The following is an 18,175-nucleotide window of genomic DNA, read 5'->3' on the forward strand; positions in this document are numbered from 1 at the left end:
CACCGGCAGCTTTTCATATCGCCACCGGTCCTCGGAAAGTCTTGCTAACTCGCCTCGGCCCTTTAGCGACTTATTTTACGTGGCTGCAAGCCGGCCGGCCAAATCACCACGGAACACGAGGCCTTTTACGCCTGTCGGGGCGGCGAATCAAGGCTCGTATCAACTAGCTTTGTTGGAGTGTGCCGCCTTTAACTGGCGGCACACTTGAGTGGGTCAGGCTGCGTTTGCCAAGTCAGCCGGCAGCCAGACAGGACTGTTCGTTGACGCTTTCATGATCTCGATGCTTCGTTCGCAATCGGACCGCTTTACGTAACCTTCACTGCTCACAGAGATGGGTTCTCCGTTCGATGCGTGGTATGTCCAACGCCATTCACCTCTGTTGTCTTTATACATCCAGTAGGATGGGTAAGTTCGATTAGCCATGGTTCACCTCTTCGGTATCTGGCTCAATGTCGGACTTGACCTCAGCAAAAAAAACTGAATCTATGTCAGTGCAAAGTGCTGTATCCTGCATCCGACACCAATCTTTGCAGGGTATTCAATGAAACCGTCTCGGCTGGGGAGTTGAGGCGGTTTCTTTGTTTAGTCAGCGGCTAGTAAGGCCATCTGTTTACTTGGAGTCAAGCGAGGCAACAGAGATAGCAACATCTATTCGCGCAGGTGCAGAATTTCGCTATTAATTTCAGATTGTTAGCAGCGGGATCTTCAGATCAAAAAGTGAACGGCACCTAGCCGCAAGCCTCATTTCTGGCTGCGGGTTCGGTATCCGAATCAAGTAATCTGACTAGGTGATTCTGTGGCGACACAGTCGAGCTTACGATATTTGCCATGCTGCGAAGCTCATGCGACACGCTTACTGCTCGCCGAGCTTCATTGACGGATCATAGTCCTTGCCGTGCACGGTCTTGACCACGGCCTGGCCGCAATACATGCGGTTCTCGGCGGCATTGAACGTGTGGCTCGGCGAGCCGTGCAGTTCCCAGCCCTTGTTCAACGCGTCGGTGACGCGGTGGCAGAAGCTGGAATCGTCCGGGCCGGTGAGGAAACGATAGACTTTCATGGCTTGTCCTTTCTGGCGGCGATCGTGGCGACCTTGTCGAGAAGGCGGGCGGCCTCCTCGGCATGCAGTCTCTCGATCATGCGCCCATCGATGTTGATGACGTTGAAGCCCGCATGGGCGGGGTCGGCAAAGGCGGCGGCGACCAGACGGGCCTCCGTGATGGCGGCCTCCGACGGACCGAAATGGTGGTTGGCCGGCTCCACCTGGGCCGGATGGATGAGCATCTTGCCGTCGAACCCCATGGCGCGGCCCTGGGCGCATTCTTCCGAGAAGGCGTCCATGTCGCGGAAGTCATTCGACACGCTGTCGATGACATCGAGCCCATAGGCGCGGGCGGCGAGCACGACCTGCATGAGATAGGGCACCAGATAGGTCCGCCCCGGTGCCGCCGGGATGCCCGTTGCCTTGCGCAGATCGTTCAGCCCGACGACGAAGGCATCGAGCCGGCTGTCGCTGGTGCGACCCGACGAGGCAATCGCTGCGGCATTCAGCACGCCACGCGGCGTTTCGATCATCGCCCAGATCCTGAGACCTTCCGTCGCATCGCTCTCGCCCAGCATGTCGGCCACGTTCTGGACGGCTACCGGCTCCTCGACCTTCGGGATCAGCACGGCATCGGGTGCGGCTTCGATGACGAGTTCCATGTCCTCGCGATAAAATGGCGTGTCGGCAGCGTTGATCCGGATGATCCGCTCGCGGTGACCGAGATCGCGATCTCTGAGGAAATTCAGAAGGTTGGTGCGCGCATCCCCCTTGCGGTTCTCGGCGACGGAATCCTCGAGATCGAAGATCACCGCATCGCAGTCCAGGCTTATCAGCTTTTCAAGCGCCCGGTCGTTGATGGCCGGGACGGTCAGCACGGAACGGCGGACACGGGAGGGATGGTGCGCGCGGAAGGAGGAGACGTCAGATGTCATGGGCGAGTTCTGGCAAGCTTTGCCCTGCCACGCAAGATGACAATTGGGTGAAAGGCCCTTGCATTGCCCCGGAATAAGGACCACCTTGGTCATCGAGAAAGGACATGATCATGCAGAACCTTCGATCCGCCGTTTACGCCCTTGCCGGCCTCGCCTTTGTCGGTCTCGCTGCCGCTTTCGCGGTTTCGCTGACGCTGGTGGTCGCTGCGCTCCTGACCGTGACGCTCGGTGCCCGCATGCTGATGGGCAAGACCAAGCGCGCGCCCGTCTACGTCAAGGCGAAGCGTCGCGAAGACGTGCGAGTCTGGAATGACGGCAAGGGTACGATCATCGACCTTTGATCGGTCGGACCAAAGACCCTCTCACTCACCCGCATGGCGGATGAGTTCCTGCGGCTGCGTATTGCGCCAACAGACGTGCCTCTCCGGGCGTCACAAGATTCTCCTTCAAATTGGTCCGATTTTGCTCTAAGGGCGGGGCATCACACGCGCATTAGCCAGATCGAAGGCAGACTGATGGACAAGTTCGTAAAGCTCACCGGTGTCGCGGCACCGCTTCCGGTCGTCAATGTCGACACGGACATGATCATCCCAAAGGACTATCTGAAGACCATCAAGCGCACCGGTCTCGGTACCGGCCTCTTCGCCGAGGCGCGCTACAAGGAAGATGGTTCGGAAAACCCTGACTTCGTTCTGAACAAGCCGGCCTATCGCAACGCGCAGATCCTCGTTGCCGGCGACAATTTCGGCTGCGGCTCCTCGCGCGAGCATGCGCCGTGGGCGCTGCTCGACTTCGGCATCCGCTGCGTGATCTCCACGTCGTTCGCCGACATCTTCTACAACAACTGCTTCAAGAACGGCATCCTGCCGATCGTCGTCAGCCAGGACAATCTGGACAAGCTGATGGACGATGCCAGCCGCGGTTCGAATGCCGTGCTGACGGTTGATCTGGAAGCCCAGGAAATTACCGGTCCCGACGGCGGCAAGATCTCCTTCGAGATCGATGCCTTCAAGCGCCACTGCCTCCTGAACGGTCTCGACGATATCGGCCTGACGCTCGAGAAGGCCTCGAGCATCTCGACCTTCGAGCAGTCCAACGCGGCCCAGCGCCCCTGGGCCTGAGCCCTGCTCAAGCGCTGACATGTTGAAGCCGGGCTCGCGCCCGGCTTTTTCTTTGGCCTCAGAGGAAGCGGGCGCGCCAGGCCTCGAGTGCGGCGAGCGACACGCCGATGCCGCCGCAGACCTCGATCAGCGGCGCCTTGTAGCGCGAGAGCCGATCGGCATGCACATCCGCGACGGCAAGTGCCGCACCACAGGCCGGCTCGACGAGCACCCGATGCGCATCGGCAAATTTCAGGCAGGCGGCAACCGCTTCGGCATCGGTCACCGTGACGCTTTCGATCGGATGCGTCTCCAGAAGATCGAAGACATGTTGCGCGACCTGCCGCGCACCGAGCGAAACGGCGATTGAGGTGATGGCCGGCAGCGTCACGCGCTCCTTTGCCGCAACTGCTGCATTCAACGACGCGGCACCTTCCGTCTCGACTGCCATCACGGGAATGTCGCGCAGCCCGTTGCGCCGCAAACCTTCGACGATCCCGGCGAGCAGTCCGCCACCGCCGACGCTGGTGACGACGCAGTCGAACTCGGCACCGGCCTTCACCACTTCGTCGATCAGGGTCGCATGACCTTCCCAGAGCAGCGGATGATCATAGGGGTGGACATAGGCCGCCTTGCGTTCGGCGGCGAGTGCGACGGCATGGGCATTGGCTTCGTCGAAGACCGATCCGTGAACCAGAACACTGGCACCGGTTGCGGCGATGCGGGTGCGGACTTCGGGCGATGTCGTTTCCGGCACGACGATGGTGACGGGCACACCGAGCGCCTTGCCGGCGACAGCGGCTGCAATGCCGGCATTGCCGCCGGAGGCGCAGAAAATCTCGCGTGCGCCCTTGGCCACCTCGTGCTGGCATAGCAGGCCGACGCCGCGCAGCTTGAAGCTGCCGGAGGGCTGCAGGGCGTCGAGCTTCAGCCAGAGCGGCAGGCCGCTTGCGCTATAGTCGGCAGCCGTCCGCAGAAGCGGTGTTTCAATGTGCAGGGGAGAAAGGGGCATGGAGGGGGACTCGAAGATGCTGGAGGGAGTGCATCTTTTGGACCCCGGAACCGCGTGGGTCAACCGGCAAAACCCTGGCGCAAGGGGCCGCGAACCGTACCGTTTCCGGCCTATCTCGCTTGAAAAGGCCCTGTCCCGCGCGTAAGAAGCCGCGACTTCTTTTTCGAGTGGAGGGTTTCCATGACGGCTCGCAATCTTCTCCTGCTGCCCGGTGACGGCATCGGCCCCGAGGCCATGGCCGAAGTTCGCAAGATCATCGCCTATATGAACGAGGCGCAGGGTGCCGGCTTCGTCACCGACGAAGGTCTCGTCGGCGGTTCCGCTTACGATGCCCATGGCGCGGCCATTTCGGAAGAAGACATGGCCAAGGCGCTCGCCGCCGATGCCGTTCTCTTCGGTGCCGTTGGCGGTCCGAAGTGGGACGATGTGCCCTATGACGTGCGTCCGGAAGCCGGCCTCCTTCGTCTGCGCAAGGACCTCGAACTCTTCGCCAACCTGCGCCCCGCCATCTGCTATCCGGCGCTTGCCAACGCTTCCTCGCTGAAGCCCGAGCTGGTGGAGGGTCTCGACATCCTCATCGTGCGCGAGCTGACCGGTGGCGTCTATTTCGGCGAGCCGAAGACGATCACCGATCTCGGCAATGGCCAGAAGCGCGCGATCGATACCCAGGTCTATGACACCTACGAGATCGAGCGTATCGCCGCCGTCGCCTTCGAACTGGCCCGCACCCGCAAGAATGCCGTCTGCTCGATGGAAAAGCGTAACGTGATGAAGTCGGGCGTGTTGTGGAACCAGGTCGTCACGGCGACGCACAAGGAGAAGTTCTCCGACGTCAAGCTCGACCACATGCTGGCCGATGCCGGCGGCATGCAGCTGGTCCGCGCGCCGAAGCAGTTCGACGTTATCGTCACCGACAACCTGTTCGGCGACATGCTCTCCGACGTGGCCGCCATGCTGACGGGCTCGCTCGGCATGCTGCCGTCGGCCTCGCTCGGTGCTCCGGATGCCAAGACCGGCAAACGCAAGGCGCTCTACGAGCCCGTGCATGGTTCCGCACCCGACATCGCCGGCAAGGGTATCGCCAACCCGATCGCCATGATCGCCTCGTTTGCCATGTGTCTGCGCTATTCGTTCAACATGGTGACGGAAGCCGATCGCCTCGAGAAGGCCATCGCCAATGTGCTCGACCAGGGCATTCGCACCGGCGACATCATGGCTGAGGGTTGCCGTCAGGTCGGAACGGTCGAAATGGGCGACGCAATCCTTGCCGAGTTCAAGGCGCTCTCGGCCTGATTTAACCACTTACTGTCATCGACGAGGCGGCGCGGGGCAACCCGCGCCGCTTTTGCGTTTCCGGGTCCCTGCGACTGCCGCTTCTCTCACTTCGCCGTGATCGCCCCTGTTCGACAGAAGGTCGCACCCCATGCAGCAATCCGATGTCGCATGGGCCGCGTATTAGAGGTCAGACAAGCAGATGAGAGCGACGCAACCACCGCTGTGTCGGCAAGCTTTGGAACCTGACCGGCGCTCAGCCGTTCAGGAAACAATGCCGGCAAGAAGGCCTGCCATAGGCCAGCGGTCCCGAGAGACCATGGAGATGTTCGATGAAAGCCACATCCGCTGACAGACACATCATCAAGTATGCCATGTCACAGCCTTATCTAGAGCGCGAGGAAGAATTAGATCTCGCCATCCGGTGGAAGGAGCATGACGACCAGGGTGCGCGCAACCGCATTGCCCAGGCCCATATGCGCCTCGTCATTGCCATGGCCTCGAAGTTCCGGGGTTTCGGCCTGCCGCTGAACGACCTCATCCAGGAAGGTTATATCGGCCTCCTCGAAGCGGCTGCCCGCTTCGATCCCGGCCGGGAAGTGCGCTTCTCGACCTATGCCGGCTGGTGGATCCGTGCCTCGATGCAGGACTATATCCTGCGAAACTGGTCGATCGTCCGTGGCGGCACGAGTTCCAGCCAGAAGGCGCTGTTCTTCAACCTGCGCCGCCTGCGCGCCAAGCTCGCGCAGGGCGACAACCGTCTGTCAGATCAGGCAATCCATCAGGAAATCGCCTCGGCCCTCGGCGTCAGCCTTGCGGATGTCCAGTCCATGGATGCACGCCTCTCGGGCAACGACGCTTCGCTGCAGACGCCGGTCGCCGGCCGAAACGGCGAAGGCACCGAGCAGCTGGAGATGCTGGAAAGCAACGAGGCGCTGCCGGACGAACAGGTGTCCTCGATCATCGATGGCGAGCGCTGGAATGGCTGGCTGCGGGACGCGATGGACCGGCTGAACGAGCGCGAGAGCCGCATCATCAAGGCCCGTCGCCTGACAGAGGACGGTGCTACCCTAGAGGAACTCGGGGTCGAACTCGGCATCTCCAAGGAACGTGTCCGACAGATCGAAACGCGTGCGCTGGAGAAGCTGAAGGTCGCATTGACGGACCGGGCGCCGAATTCGGCGCGGCTTGAAATGGCCTGATGATATCCCATCGCGAAACGCTTCAAGAAGCCGGCCTCTGAGCCGGCTTTTTGTGGCGTTCAATGTGTTGCGACCATTACTCGGAGATGATCTTCACCCGCATGCCGGGGCTGACCGTCGAGGTGGGCCCAAGCGCATTGATCAGCCGGAAGAGCTCGAGCTTGCGGTCGGTGCCCATCATGCGCGCCGAGAGCGTGCCGACCGTATCGCCCGATCCGACGGTGACCACGCGAACGCGCAGCGGCTTCAGGGAAGCCGCTTCCTGCGAAGTGATGCGGCGGAACGAGGCGCGCAGCTGTGCGGCGGTCGTTTCCAGCGCGGGGCTGCCCTTCGGCACGGCGGTCAGGAAGCGGAAGATCTGCGGTCCGATGCGGATGACGGTGATGTCGAAATCCCAGCGATCGGCCGAGGCGCGCGCGGTCGCCGCTTCCAAACCGTTGACGGTGATAGTGCGGATCGTGTCCGGCAACAGCCCGGTCACCCAGCCACTCGAAATGTAATTCGGCAGGCTGATCTTCTGGTTATCGGCCACGCCGTCGAAGCGGATCGCCACGTCGCCTGGACCGGTTGCCAGCACGGCCTCGACCTTGTTGTCGATCTGGAAGCCCGGGGGCACGTCGAAGCGGATGCCGAGCTGTCCATGCAGGAAGGTCTGGCCGCGGACGAATCCCTCCTGCGGGCTGTCGCCATACAGAAGACCGTCGATGCCGTTCAGATAGTAGTCGCGACCTGTCTCGCCATGGCTGCCTTCGGGGCCAAATGCGCGGGCATGACGCTTGGCCAGTTCGACGCGCTGCGGCGCATTCGGGTGGCTCGAAAGGAAGTCGAGGCTCTGGTCGGCATCGGGATCGACCGAGGTGAACTGGCTGTAGCGAGCCATCGAATCCAGGAAGCGGGCGGCCGCATAGGGGTCGTAGCCCGCCTCACCCAGCGTGCGCACACCGATGACATCGGCCTGCAGTTCCTGCTGGCGCGAGAAGGCGGCGAGGCGCAGCTTGCCGCGCGCCAGCGCCTGCTTGCCGGCGAGGTCGCTGGAGAGGACTTCAGCGACGACACGGCTTGCGATGACTTCCGCCTCTTCGCGTCGCTGCCGTTCGATGCCGTGGTTTGCCGTGACATGCGCCATTTCGTGGCTGAGAACGGCTGCCACTTCCGAGGCGTCGTTTGCAAGCGCGAGCAGCCCGCGGGTAACATAGAGATAGCCGCCCGGCAGCGCGAAGGCGTTGATCGCCGGCGAATTGAGGATGGTGATGCGATAGGACTGGTTCGGGTTTTCCGAAACGGCCGTCAGGGCGCCGGCGATGCGGGCCACCAGTCGCTCCGTCTTCGCGTCGGAATATTCGCCCCCGTAGGAGGCGACGATGCGCGGGTGTTCGCGTGCGCCCATCTGTGCGCGCGGGTCACCCTTCTGCACCTCATCGACGATCTGCGGATTGCGCGAAGGCGCGACGGAGGGCTCATAGGCCTGCTCGAAGAGCGACTGACAGGACGAGAGCGCCAGGCCGGCAGAGACCAGCACAGCAACGCTCGACGCAAGCCTGACGGGCCGGCGCCGCCGATCCCTTACGGCAGCCATCGTGCTGTTCCGGCTCAAAAACTGCATCCTGCCCCTTCAACCTGCCCCGGAGCATGGCCGCCATGGCCGACACCCAGGTGCAGCATCCTTTTGTCCTCTACCGGGATCCGATCATGCCGATCCGGTCGTCCTTCACATAGTGCGAAAATGCCGCATGCTCCAGAAGATAGTCATGCCAGCAGAAAATGACCAATGGTCTCGCCGTAGGAACAACTATTCCGTAGGCGCATGGCAGCCCCGGGCGACCAAATTAAGGCGATTGGCGCTGAAAGGGCTCTTCGCCGAGGAAGTCGCGTATGGCAGGCAGGTCGCCTCGCGCGAGGAAATCTTCTTTTGGCGCATTCACGAGGACCTCTCCCTTTTCGATGAAAAGCACATTGTGTGCGAGCCGCACCACATCCCGCGGATCATGGGTGACGAGAAGGATCGTGGCGCGGGTTTCGGCATGGAGATCTGCGAGAAGATCGACCATTGCGGCGCGCAGGCCCGGGTCTAGGGCGGCGAAAGGCTCATCCAGCAGAAGTACCGGCCTGCGGCGCACCAGGGCGCGGGCAAAGGCGGCGCGCTGGCGTTCCCCGCCTGACAACGAGCCCGGCAGCCGCGTTTCGTAGCCCTGGAGACCGACGCGGGTCAGCGCATCCGAAATCGCGTTGCGATCGCTCGGCGTCAAGCGCATCGCCGGATGGATCCCGAGACCGATATTGGTGAAGAGATCGAGATGGGCGAAGAGATTGTTGTCCTGAAAGACCAGAGAGACGGGCCGCTCGGCCGGTGCCAGCGCCGTGACATCCTGTCCGGCGATCTCGATGCTGCCGCTGTCGGGCTTCTCGAAGCCGGAGATCAGGTTGAGCAAGGTGGACTTGCCCGAGCCCGACGGGCCGACGACCGCGGTTATGCGGCCGCTCTCCAGGCTCCCGTCGAAATGGAAGGCGCTTTTGCCCAGTTGCAGGCGGACGGCATTGAGGCGGATGGCACGCGACGCTTGCTCAGGCATGGCTTTCCTTTCCCTGGCTTGAGCGCCGTGCGCCCGGTGCTCCGAGAAGCGCCAGAACCAGGCATATCAGACCGAGCAGCAGCGCCAGCCCATCGGCATCCGTGCTGCGATAGCTTCCCATGCGCGCATAGATCAGGGCAGGGAGCGTCATGATGTTTTCCGATCCGAAGAGCGCGACCGCGCCGAGATCGCCGAGCGACAAGGCCATGGCGAAGGCAAGGGCCATCGACAGGGGACGCTTCAGAACCGGCCAATCGACCCGGCGCAGACGTTGAAAGACCGAGAGCCCGAGGCTTTCGGCAAGACGCGCGGTGCCGGCGCGGTGTTCCCGGTAGGCCGGTTCCAGAACCCGCACGGCAAAGGGCAAGGCCATCAGCGCGTTGATGCCGGCAACAACAAAGGGGGCAAAGCTTGTGATGTCGCCTTTCGCCCGCAATGCGAGGAACCAGCCGGTCGCGAGTACGCTGGTCGGCACAAGCAGAACCAGAGAAGAGACGGCGGCGAGGGCAAAGGACAAGAGCCTGTTGCCGATATGCCTGTTTCGTGCGGTGGCGATCTCAGCACGCGCGGCGACCGACGCATAGGCCAGCAAGGTTGCCATCAGCCCGGAGCCGAGTGCGACGACGAGGCTGGTTGTGGCCGCCTCCTGGAAGGCATCCTGCCCAATGAGGCGAACAAGATCCGCTTGCAGTCCGGAAACCACCACCTGACCGAGCGGCAGGACCAGAAAGAGAGCGGCTGCGAGCAGGAGAAGCCCGTCGGCCATCCGGACAAGGGGTCGGCGCCCATCGAAGCGGGGAAACTGCCGGCCGCTGGTCACCCCAGCATCAGACGCTGCCGGAAGCAGGCTGAGCGCTGCGAGAATGATGCCGGTGACAATGATCTGGAGGAGCGCGAGCGATACTGCGCGCTCCGGATCGAAGTCGAAGCGCAGGGCCTGATAGATTGCCACCTCGATCGTGGTTGCGGCCGGGCCACCGCCGAAGATCAGCACGAGGGTGAAACTTGTCACGCAGAGCATGAAGACCAGCCCGGCAGCACCGGGAATGACGCGCGCCAGCACGGGCCATTCGATGAAGCGGAAGGTGGAGAGCGGCGAAAAGCCGAGGCTTGCCGCGGTTCGCCAATATTCCGCCGGCACGCGTTCAAGCGCCGAAAGCAGCAGGCGCGTGGCAAGCGGCAGATTGAAGAAGACATGGGCCACGAGAATGCCGGTCAGCCCGTAGATCGAGATGGGTTCGGCCAGGCCGAGGCCTGTCAGGACGTCATTGACGATGCCGCTGCGGCCGAAGATCCCGATCAGACCCAGCGCGCCGATCAACACCGGCAGGCCCATCGGCACGGCCATCAGACGGATCAGCCAGATGCGGCCGGGGAAATCCGGCTGTCGGGCAAGCGCACTGGCGACAGGCAGGGCCAGTCCGACCGAGAGAAGCGTGGAGAGGAAGGCCTGCCACAGCGTGAACGACAGGACCGAGCGAACGACCGGATCCGCGAAGGCCTGCATAATGCCGCCGGAGAGGCGCCCTTCTAGCAGCGCGGCCAGGGCCGTGCCGACGAAACCCGCAACAGCCAGGAGAACGAAAAGGCCGCCCGCAAGTGCGGGCAGCCTCTGGCGTCTCGACTGGTGAAGTGGGCGAAGCATCCGGTCTTACTTCAGCGTCATGGCTTTCAGCCATTCATCGATCCAGGCCTGGCGGTTGGCCGCGACCTCTGCCGGGTCCATCAGGAAGGTGGTCTTCGGCTGCACAAGCTTGCCGAAGGCTTCCGGAAGGGGTTCTGACGTGGCGGCCGCCGGCATCATCCAGTTGTTGGTCGGGATTGTGTCCTGGAAACCGGGCTCGAGCATGAAGGCTAGGAACTGGCGGGCGAGCTCCTTTTCCGGCGCGTTCTTGAGAAGGCCTGCGACCTCGATCTGGATGTAATGCCCTTCGGAGAATTCGGCTGCCTGATAGCGGTCGGTCTCCTCCGCGATCATGTGATAGGCGGGCGAGGTGGTGTAGGAGAGGACCATCGGGGCTTCACCCTTGGTGAAGAGGCCATAGGCTTCCGACCAGCCGGGGGTGACGGTCAGGACGCGGTCCTTGAGCTTGGCCCAGGCTTCCGGTGCCTTGTCGCCATAGACGGACTTGACCCAGAGCAGAAGGCCGAGGCCCGGCGTCGAGGTGCGCGGATCTTGGATAACGATCTTCTGGGACGCATCACCCTCGACCAGATCCTTCAGGCTGGTCGGCGGCGTCTTAATCGTCTCGGTGTCGTAGATGACGGCAAAGTGGCCGTAGTCATAGGGCAGGAAGACATCGTCGCTGAACCCGCCCGGCACCTTGAGGGCAGCGGCATCAATGCCATGCGTATCGAACAGGCCGGTCTGCTTGGCTTCTTCGACGAGATTGGTATCGAGGCCGAGCACGACATCGGCCTTGGAGGTCTCGCCTTCGAGCTTCAGGCGCGTCAGAAGCGCGACGCCATCGGCCACGCCGACGAATTCGACGGTGCATTCGCAGGTCTTCTCGAAGGCTTCCTTGACCTTCGGGCCGGGGCCCCATTCGGAGACGAAGCTCTCATAGGTGTAGACCGTCAGCGTCTTGTCGGCTGCGGCCGTGGGCAAGGCTGCGCCGAGGGACAGGACCGCTGCGGCCAGGCCGGAGCGCAGGAATACGGATAGGTTTGATGGCATGACGCCCTCCTCCAAAAGACAATCGATATCGGGATAGGGCGCTTTGCGATCGACGCGTCTAATCCCTCCGCCGGTGTTAACCGGATCAGGTTCCGCGGGTTGGCTGACGCCTCTCAGCACGTCGATCGCTGGCGATCGAAGGGCACCCCGTTAGAGCAGCCTTGAGATAGCGCGCGGGACCGGCGAGCGCAAGGTGTGGGCATTCGGCCTTCAGCACAGCTGCTGTCAGGAAATCGTCAACTGCGCCATGGTAGGAGGGCTGACGCAATCAAGTGCCCGGGGCTGATGGCGAATTCGAAAGCGAGCGATGGAATGGCGTTGGGGAATGTTGTCGCCGATGTGGAATCCAGTTTCTGGCGGCAGATCGACATTGCCTCAGACAGTTTCTGGAAGTCATCCGTTCGCAACCGGATCCTTGTCTTTGCCGCAGCGCTCATCGTCGTCATTCTGGCAACCGCCTACGGGACGGTGATCCTCAACCAGTGGAACGCGCCTTTCTACAACGCGCTGGAACGGCGTGATCTCGCTGCTTTCCTGAACGAGTTGCGCAACTTCGCCTTCATTGCGGGGGCCCTGCTCGTGTTGAATGTCATTCAGGCCTGGCTCAATCAGATGACGGCGCTGCATATGCGCGAGGGTCTCTCACGCGATGTCGTCGATCAATGGCTCAATGGCGCGCGCGCTTACCGGCTGTCGCTCTCCAGCCCGCTCGGCGTCAACCCAGATCAGCGGCTGCATGAGGATGCGCGCAAACTGGCAGAAATGACCACGTCGCTGGCGATCGGGTTGTTCAATGCGACGGTCCTGCTTGTCAGCTTCATTGGCGTTCTCTGGAGCCTGTCGAACGACTTCACTTTCCGGATCGGGCAGACCAGCTTTCATGTCCCCGGCTATATGGTCTGGGGTGCTCTCGTATATGCGCTTCTGGCATCGCTTCTGAGCGAGCTCGTCGGGCGCAGTCTCTCCAAACTGAATGCGGAGCGCTATGGCCGCGAGGCTGACCTCAGGTTCTCGCTCATGCGCGCCAATGAAAATCTGGAGGCGATTGCGCTCGCCCATGGCGAGGAGACGGAGCGGCGCCACATTCACCAATCCCTCGACGGCGTGCTGGGCTCGATCCGTCATCTGGCGCTGGCGCTCACCAATCTCACCTGGGTCACCGCCGGTTTCGGCTGGTTGGCGATCATCGTGCCGATCCTCATTGCGTCGCCCGCTTACTTTGCCGGGACGATCACGTTCGGCGGACTGATGATGGCCGCTGCTGCCTTCACGCAGGTTTATTCGGCGCTGCGCTGGTATGTGGATAATTTCGGAGCGATTGCCGATTGGCGGGCAGCTTTGCTGCGCGTCACCGTGCTTCGGGCAGCGTTGGTCAGCATGGGCGAAGATCAGCGAGGAGCGGGCCGGCTTGAATTCACGCAAAGCGATGACGGAACTCTGCGCCTGGACAATCTTGAGATCTGCACGCGCGTCCAAGGCGATGTCTGCGAAAGCGCGTTTCGGCTGCGGGAGCGCAACCTTGTGGTTGCGCCCGGCGATCGCGTGATGATCAATGGCGACCAGGGCATCAATCGCAAGATGCTGTTTCACGCCATGGCGGGTATCTGGCCCTTCGGGCGGGGGCGGATTGCGCTGCCTCGGGACCAGGACATCATCTTCGTGCCGCAGACCGGCTACCTGCCCGAGGGCCGCTTGCGCAGTCTTCTCGCCTATCCCGTTGCATCGGCACGCTTCTCAGATGCCGAGATGATCGAGGCGCTTCGCGCCGTGGGTCTCGCAGACCTTACCGGACGTCTCGACGAGAGAGGCAGATGGGAGCGCATCCTCGACAAGGACCAGCAGATGGCGCTGGCCTTCGCCAATATCCTCATTCGCAAGCCGCGCTGGCTGGTCATGCATGACGTTCTGGAGGGGCTGGAGCCGGACACGGAAAGGCGGCTCACGAGCATTCTTACGCAGATGCAGGAGACGACCCTGATCTATCTCGGTCGGTCGCTTGCCTTCGCCGATGCAACAGGCGCAAGCGCCGTTCATCTGGAGAAGATCGAGGCGGAACGGGCCTGAGATCGCAGGCGCTCAGGCTCAGCCTTCCAGCTCCTCGCGCAGCATTTCAAGCTCCAGCCATTCTTCTTCCATGCGTGTGACATCGGCGCGCAGCTTTTCCATTTCGGCGGCGAGCTTGTTGAAGGTTGCCGGGTCCTTGGTGAAGAGGTTGGGATCGGCCATCTTCGCTTCGCGGGCGGCGATCTCCTTCTCGGCCTTCTCCATTTCCTTCGGCAGGTTTTCGAGCGCAAACTTCTGCTTGAAGGAGAGCTTGCTCTTGCTGTTTGCGCTGCCGGTAGGCTTGCCGCCCGAGGATTCCTGGGCTTTCGCCTTCTCCGCCTTTTCGACGCGCTTGCGCTCGTCCTCGACGCCCTTGCGCTGGGCGAGCATGTCGGAATAGCCGCCGGCATATTCGATCCAGCGGCCATCGGGGGCATCCGGATTGGCCGGCGCGATGGTCGAGGTCACCGTGCGGTCGAGGAAGTCACGGTCGTGGCTGACGAGGATGACGGTGCCGGAATAGCCGGCGACGATTTCCTGCAGCAGATCGAGCGTCTCGATGTCGAGGTCGTTGGTCGGCTCGTCCAGGATCAGGAGGTTCGAGGGCTTGGCCATGATCCGCGCCAGCATCAGGCGGGCACGTTCGCCGCCCGAGAGGTTGCGGATCGGGGTGCGGGCCTGTTCCGGCTGGAAGAGGAAGTCCTTCATATAGCCGGTGACATGCTTCTGCTCGCCATTGACCAGAAGGTTTTCGCCGCGACCATCGGTCAGGTAATGGGCAAGGGAATCATCGGGATTCAGGTCCTCGCGCTTCTGGTCGAGGACTGCGATTTCGAGGTTGGTGCCGAGCTTCACCAGACCTTCGTCCGGCTCCAGCTGGCCCGTCAGCATTTTCAGGAGCGTCGTCTTGCCGGCGCCGTTCGGGCCGATCAGACCGATGCAGTCGCCGCGATGGACACGGATCGAGAAGGGCGCGACAATGGTGCGATCACCATAGGTCTTGGTGATCTTGTCGGCCTCGATGACCAGCTTGCCGCTTTCCTTGCCCTCGGTCACGGAGGCCTGGATCGTACCCTGGGGGCCCTTGTGGCCGCGGTAATTGGCACGCAGCGCCTGGAGATTGCCGAGGCGGCGCATATTGCGCTTGCGCCGCGCGGTGACCCCGTAGCGCAGCCAGTGTTCCTCACGCTCGATCTGACGACCGAGCTTGTGCTGCTCGATCTCTTCTTCTTCGAGCACCTGGTCGCGCCATTCCTCGAAATGGGCAAAGCCGCGGTTGAGGCGCCGAGACAGGCCGCGATCGAGCCAGACGGTGGCGGTCGAAATCTTTTCGAGGAAACGCCGGTCGTGGGAAATGAGGACGAGCGCACTGCGGCTTTTCGACAGCTCGCCTTCCAGCCACTCGATCGTCGGCAGGTCGAGATGGTTGGTCGGCTCGTCGAGCATCAGGATGTCCGGCTCGGGTGCGAGCACGCGGGCAAGGGCCGCACGGCGGGCTTCGCCGCCGGAGAGACGGGTCGGGTCTTCCTGACCGGTGAGACCGAGATGCTCCAAGAGGTAAGTGACGCGATAGGGATCGTCGCCCGGACCCAAGCCCGCTTCGGCATAGGCCTGGACGGTCGCGAATCCTGCGAAATCCGGGGCCTGTTCGAGATAACGAATGGTCGAGGCGGGGTGGCGGAAGACTTCGCCCGATTGGGCTTCGACGAGGCCGGCCGCGATCTTCATCAGCGTCGATTTGCCCGAGCCGTTGCGTCCCACCAGGCAGATGCGGTCGCCGGGCTCCACCTGCAGACCGGCACCGGCGAGCAAGGGCGTGCCGCCGAAGGAGAGATGGATATCGTCGAGTTTCAGAATGGGAGGCGCCAAGGCATCAGGCTCCGGAAAGATCGTAAGGGCGGGCGAGCAGCATGGCCCGGCCACGGGACAGCGAGACCGAGATCGGCCCCTCGGCAATGTTGGAGATCGTGCGCGACGAGCCAAAAGGCAGTTTGAAATCCTGCAAAGGATAGCGCGCGTTGTTGATCGTCAGGCCTTCGAGCGTGGTGAAGCCGAGGACCGAGAAGAGCGCGCCTTTGGGAAGCTCGAGGGCGAGTTCGCTGTCCTCCGCGAAAGGATAGGCCTCTTCCTCGCCCGAGGTCAGCACCACTTCATAACCGTCTTCGACGAGGCCGAGCGCATTCAGATAGTGCTGGAGCGCATGGTCGGAGCGTTCGCCACCCAGCGCACCGGCGAAAATCAGGCGCGTGGCACCGCGAGCGATCGCTTCGGCGACGGCGATCTCGCCATCGGTCGCGGCTTTGGCGGCCGGGTAGGTGCGGCGCTCCACCGAGGGAAAGCGTTCGATCAAGGCCGCGTCGCTGCTGTCGAAATCTCCGACCCAGAGCTCCGGCAAGACATTCAGCTCAAGGGCGTGACGCATGCCGCTGTCGGCCGCGATCACGCGGCTTACTTGCGTCAGGGCGCGCAGGCGGTCGGTTACGGTCAGGGTGCCGCCGAGCAGGAGGGTGAAGGAGGTGGCGTTCATGCGCCTGCCCATACCGCATCTTCACCCGAAAGGGAAAGGAGAATGCGTCGCAGACAGCGCTGGACTGCTTGTGACAGACTTCCCGGACCAGCCGTTTCAGGCATGGTCCGGGTCTAACGATTTCAGCGCTTCTTGGGAGAAGCGGCCTCCGCACTCTTGATCTGCGTGGTGAAGGTCGAAACCGGGGTTGCTGCCGGCTTGGCCTTGTCCTGTTTCGGCTTCCTTACTTCGCGGTTCGAACGCTGCTGGCCTTTAGCCATGATGTGGTTTCCTTCTTCGGCGTGGCCGGTGCCCGGGCGGATGCCTTGCTGCGGCTTGGATCGATATCGGTTTCGGCGATGCAACGGTCGAAGCTCTCGCTTTCGAAACGCACGCGGTATTGCCTGCTGCCGCCCGTTTCGGGGAGCGTCGCCAGCACCTTGCAGGAGCCATTGCTGCGGGCGAGGCGGATGGGGCCATCTTTCAGCGTTACTGTGTCGCCGATGGAATAAAGGTGTCTGGTCAAGCGGGTCTCCTGCAGCTGGGAGGCTGCGGTCGGGACAGACATCCATGAGAGATGCGGGTCGGACAGAACGTCCGCCGGTCTACAGGAGACTGCCGTTATAAGAGGCATTGCTGCCGGACCAATTGGTCCAGACTGCGAATAGTGGGTCGATGAGAAGGTCGGTGATGTCCGGAGCCCGAAATTCCGTCCTTGCGGATGGGGCACTTGCAGACGGACACGCATCAGCGTTCATGGGATGCAGCCTGTCAGATTGCTGGGAAAACACAAGCTATTTCTGCCAAATGGTCGAAAGCCGCACCTGTGCTTGCACCCGGTCACACGCGTCACTACGTTGCCGCCGAGTATGGAGCGAGGCTCAGTTATGATGCAGTTTCAAGGTACCGCCGACTATGTGGCTGACAAGGATCTGATGGTTGCGGTCAATGCCGCGATCCGGCTGGAGCGGCCGCTTCTGGTCAAAGGGGAACCCGGCACCGGCAAGACCGAACTTGCGCGCCAGGTTGCCGCCGCACTCGGTCTCGACATGCTGGAATGGAATGTCAAGTCGACCACCAAGGCGCAGCAGGGGCTTTACGAGTATGACGCCGTCTCGCGCCTGCGCGACAGCCAGCTTGGGGACGTCCGCGTCAACGACGTCAGAAACTACATCCGCCGGGGCAAGCTCTGGCAGGCCTTTGCCGCAGAGCGCAAGACGGTTCTGCTGATCGACGAGATCGACAAGGCGGATATCGAGTTTCCGAATGATCTTCTGCAGGAACTCGACCGGATGGAGTTTCACGTCTACGAGACGGGTGAGACGGTGACGGCGAAGATCCGGCCGATCGTGATCATCACTTCCAACAACGAAAAGGAACTGCCGGACGCTTTCCTGCGCCGCTGCTTCTTCCACTACATCCGCTTTCCCGATGCCGAGACGCTGGAGAAAATCGTCGAGGTTCACTATCCCGGCATCAAGAAGACCTTGCTGCGCAATGCGCTGACGCAATTCTACGAGATCCGCGAAACGCCGGGGCTGAAAAAGAAGCCTTCGACATCGGAAGCGCTTGACTGGATCAGGCTTCTCGTCGCCGAGGATGTCGACCCGGCTGACCTGCGCGGGGAGGTGAAGAATGCCCTGCCGAAGCTGCACGGCGCTCTCCTGAAGAACGAGCAGGATGTGCATCTCTTCGAGCGTCTCGCCTTCATGGCGCGGCGAGATCGCTGAGATTGGGGTAGGGATCGCTTGGCAGCGGCTGCCGCACGAGCTTGTCCTCACGAAAAAAGGCTCCGCAAGCGAGGCCTCTCGTGGTC

At 62.3% G+C, this 18,175-nt stretch carries 18 protein-coding genes and 2 riboswitches; of the genes, 6 read left to right on the plus strand and 12 right to left on the minus strand.

Going from position 1 to position 18,175, the window contains the following annotated elements; translation table 11 throughout:
- Nucleotides 1-42: 42 nt before the first annotated feature.
- Nucleotides 43-120: riboswitch (SAM riboswitch) on the minus strand.
- 93 nt (nt 121-213) lie between these two features.
- The 3 genes from FAA86_RS06850 to FAA86_RS06860 form a co-directional block, all read right to left on the minus strand.
- The gene (locus FAA86_RS06850) at nt 214-423 is read right to left on the minus strand and encodes a YegP family protein (protein WP_136539251.1); all 210 of its coding nucleotides are present in this window, start codon (nt 421-423) and stop codon (nt 214-216) included.
- Between the two features lie 430 nt (nt 424-853).
- Entirely contained in the window at nt 854-1,060 is a 207-nt protein-coding gene (locus FAA86_RS06855; protein WP_136539253.1) for a DUF1737 domain-containing protein, read from the minus strand.
- Nucleotides 1,057-1,977 carry an HpcH/HpaI aldolase/citrate lyase family protein gene (locus FAA86_RS06860; protein WP_136539255.1) on the minus strand — a complete coding sequence of 307 codons (921 nt, stop codon included), beginning with the start codon at nt 1,975-1,977 and terminating at the stop codon, nt 1,057-1,059. Before FAA86_RS06860 ends, FAA86_RS06855 begins: the two co-directional genes overlap by 4 nt.
- A 110-nt stretch (nt 1,978-2,087) precedes the next feature.
- Here FAA86_RS06860 and FAA86_RS06865 point away from each other — a divergent pair, with 110 nt between their 5' ends.
- A complete protein-coding gene (locus tag FAA86_RS06865; protein ID WP_136539257.1) occupies nt 2,088-2,318 on the plus strand; it encodes a hypothetical protein in 231 nt (76 codons plus the stop codon).
- A gap of 174 nt (nt 2,319-2,492) precedes the next feature.
- The gene (gene leuD, locus FAA86_RS06870) at nt 2,493-3,098 is read left to right on the plus strand and encodes a 3-isopropylmalate dehydratase small subunit (RefSeq protein WP_136539259.1); all 606 of its coding nucleotides are present in this window, start codon (nt 2,493-2,495) and stop codon (nt 3,096-3,098) included.
- Nucleotides 3,099-3,156: 58 nt separating this feature from the next.
- On the opposite strand, the gene FAA86_RS06875 is transcribed toward leuD, so the two are convergent.
- On the minus strand, nt 3,157-4,089 hold the full coding sequence (locus tag FAA86_RS06875) for a pyridoxal-phosphate dependent enzyme (RefSeq protein ID WP_136539261.1): 933 nt from the start codon (nt 4,087-4,089) through the stop codon (nt 3,157-3,159).
- A gap of 180 nt (nt 4,090-4,269) precedes the next feature.
- Here FAA86_RS06875 and leuB point away from each other — a divergent pair, with 180 nt between their 5' ends.
- Nucleotides 4,270-5,382, plus strand: coding sequence for a 3-isopropylmalate dehydrogenase (gene leuB, locus FAA86_RS06880; RefSeq protein WP_136539263.1), 1,113 nt, complete (start codon nt 4,270-4,272; stop codon nt 5,380-5,382).
- Nucleotides 5,383-5,693: 311 nt separating this feature from the next.
- Complete coding sequence (locus FAA86_RS06885; protein WP_136539265.1) at nt 5,694-6,563, plus strand: RNA polymerase factor sigma-32; 870 nt, start codon at nt 5,694-5,696, stop codon at nt 6,561-6,563.
- A gap of 76 nt (nt 6,564-6,639) precedes the next feature.
- On the opposite strand, the gene FAA86_RS06890 is transcribed toward FAA86_RS06885, so the two are convergent.
- The 4 genes from FAA86_RS06890 to thiB form a co-directional block, all read right to left on the minus strand.
- A complete protein-coding gene (locus FAA86_RS06890; protein ID WP_136539267.1) occupies nt 6,640-8,139 on the minus strand; it encodes a M48 family metalloprotease in 1,500 nt (499 codons plus the stop codon).
- A 250-nt stretch (nt 8,140-8,389) separates the two neighbouring features.
- The gene (locus FAA86_RS06895; protein WP_136539269.1) at nt 8,390-9,133 is read right to left on the minus strand and encodes a thiamine ABC transporter ATP-binding protein; all 744 of its coding nucleotides are present in this window, start codon (nt 9,131-9,133) and stop codon (nt 8,390-8,392) included.
- Entirely contained in the window at nt 9,126-10,778 is a 1,653-nt protein-coding gene (gene thiP, locus FAA86_RS06900) for a thiamine/thiamine pyrophosphate ABC transporter permease (RefSeq protein ID WP_136539271.1), read from the minus strand. Before thiP ends, FAA86_RS06895 begins: the two co-directional genes overlap by 8 nt.
- A gap of 6 nt (nt 10,779-10,784) precedes the next feature.
- Nucleotides 10,785-11,810 carry a thiamine ABC transporter substrate binding subunit gene (thiB, locus tag FAA86_RS06905; RefSeq protein ID WP_136539273.1) on the minus strand — a complete coding sequence of 342 codons (1,026 nt, stop codon included), beginning with the start codon at nt 11,808-11,810 and terminating at the stop codon, nt 10,785-10,787.
- A gap of 45 nt (nt 11,811-11,855) precedes the next feature.
- Nucleotides 11,856-11,970, minus strand: a riboswitch (TPP riboswitch).
- Between the two features lie 125 nt (nt 11,971-12,095).
- On the opposite strand from thiB, the gene FAA86_RS06910 reads away from it, so the two are divergent.
- Nucleotides 12,096-13,874: an ABC transporter ATP-binding protein/permease gene (locus FAA86_RS06910; protein ID WP_136539275.1), complete on the plus strand. Its 1,779-nt coding sequence runs from the start codon at nt 12,096-12,098 to the stop codon at nt 13,872-13,874.
- Between the two features lie 18 nt (nt 13,875-13,892).
- On the opposite strand, the gene FAA86_RS06915 is transcribed toward FAA86_RS06910, so the two are convergent.
- From FAA86_RS06915 to FAA86_RS06925, 4 genes are all read right to left on the minus strand, one after another.
- The gene (locus FAA86_RS06915) at nt 13,893-15,722 is read right to left on the minus strand and encodes an ABC-F family ATP-binding cassette domain-containing protein (RefSeq protein ID WP_136539277.1); all 1,830 of its coding nucleotides are present in this window, start codon (nt 15,720-15,722) and stop codon (nt 13,893-13,895) included.
- Nucleotides 15,723-15,726: 4 nt separating this feature from the next.
- Nucleotides 15,727-16,380: a thiamine diphosphokinase gene (locus tag FAA86_RS06920; protein WP_136539279.1), complete on the minus strand. Its 654-nt coding sequence runs from the start codon at nt 16,378-16,380 to the stop codon at nt 15,727-15,729.
- Nucleotides 16,381-16,502: 122 nt separating this feature from the next.
- A complete protein-coding gene (locus FAA86_RS24535) occupies nt 16,503-16,640 on the minus strand; it encodes a hypothetical protein (protein WP_167494915.1) in 138 nt (45 codons plus the stop codon).
- The gene (locus FAA86_RS06925; RefSeq protein WP_113459187.1) at nt 16,604-16,885 is read right to left on the minus strand and encodes a cold-shock protein; all 282 of its coding nucleotides are present in this window, start codon (nt 16,883-16,885) and stop codon (nt 16,604-16,606) included. Before FAA86_RS06925 ends, FAA86_RS24535 begins: the two co-directional genes overlap by 37 nt.
- Nucleotides 16,886-17,249: 364 nt before the next feature.
- Here FAA86_RS06925 and FAA86_RS06930 point away from each other — a divergent pair, with 364 nt between their 5' ends.
- Complete coding sequence (locus tag FAA86_RS06930; protein WP_136539696.1) at nt 17,250-18,089, plus strand: AAA family ATPase; 840 nt, start codon at nt 17,250-17,252, stop codon at nt 18,087-18,089.
- Nucleotides 18,090-18,175: the final 86 nt, after the last annotated feature.

This window comes from Rhizobium rosettiformans W3 (genome assembly GCF_004912135.1).
Lineage (GTDB): Bacteria > Pseudomonadota > Alphaproteobacteria > Rhizobiales > Rhizobiaceae > Allorhizobium > Allorhizobium rosettiformans.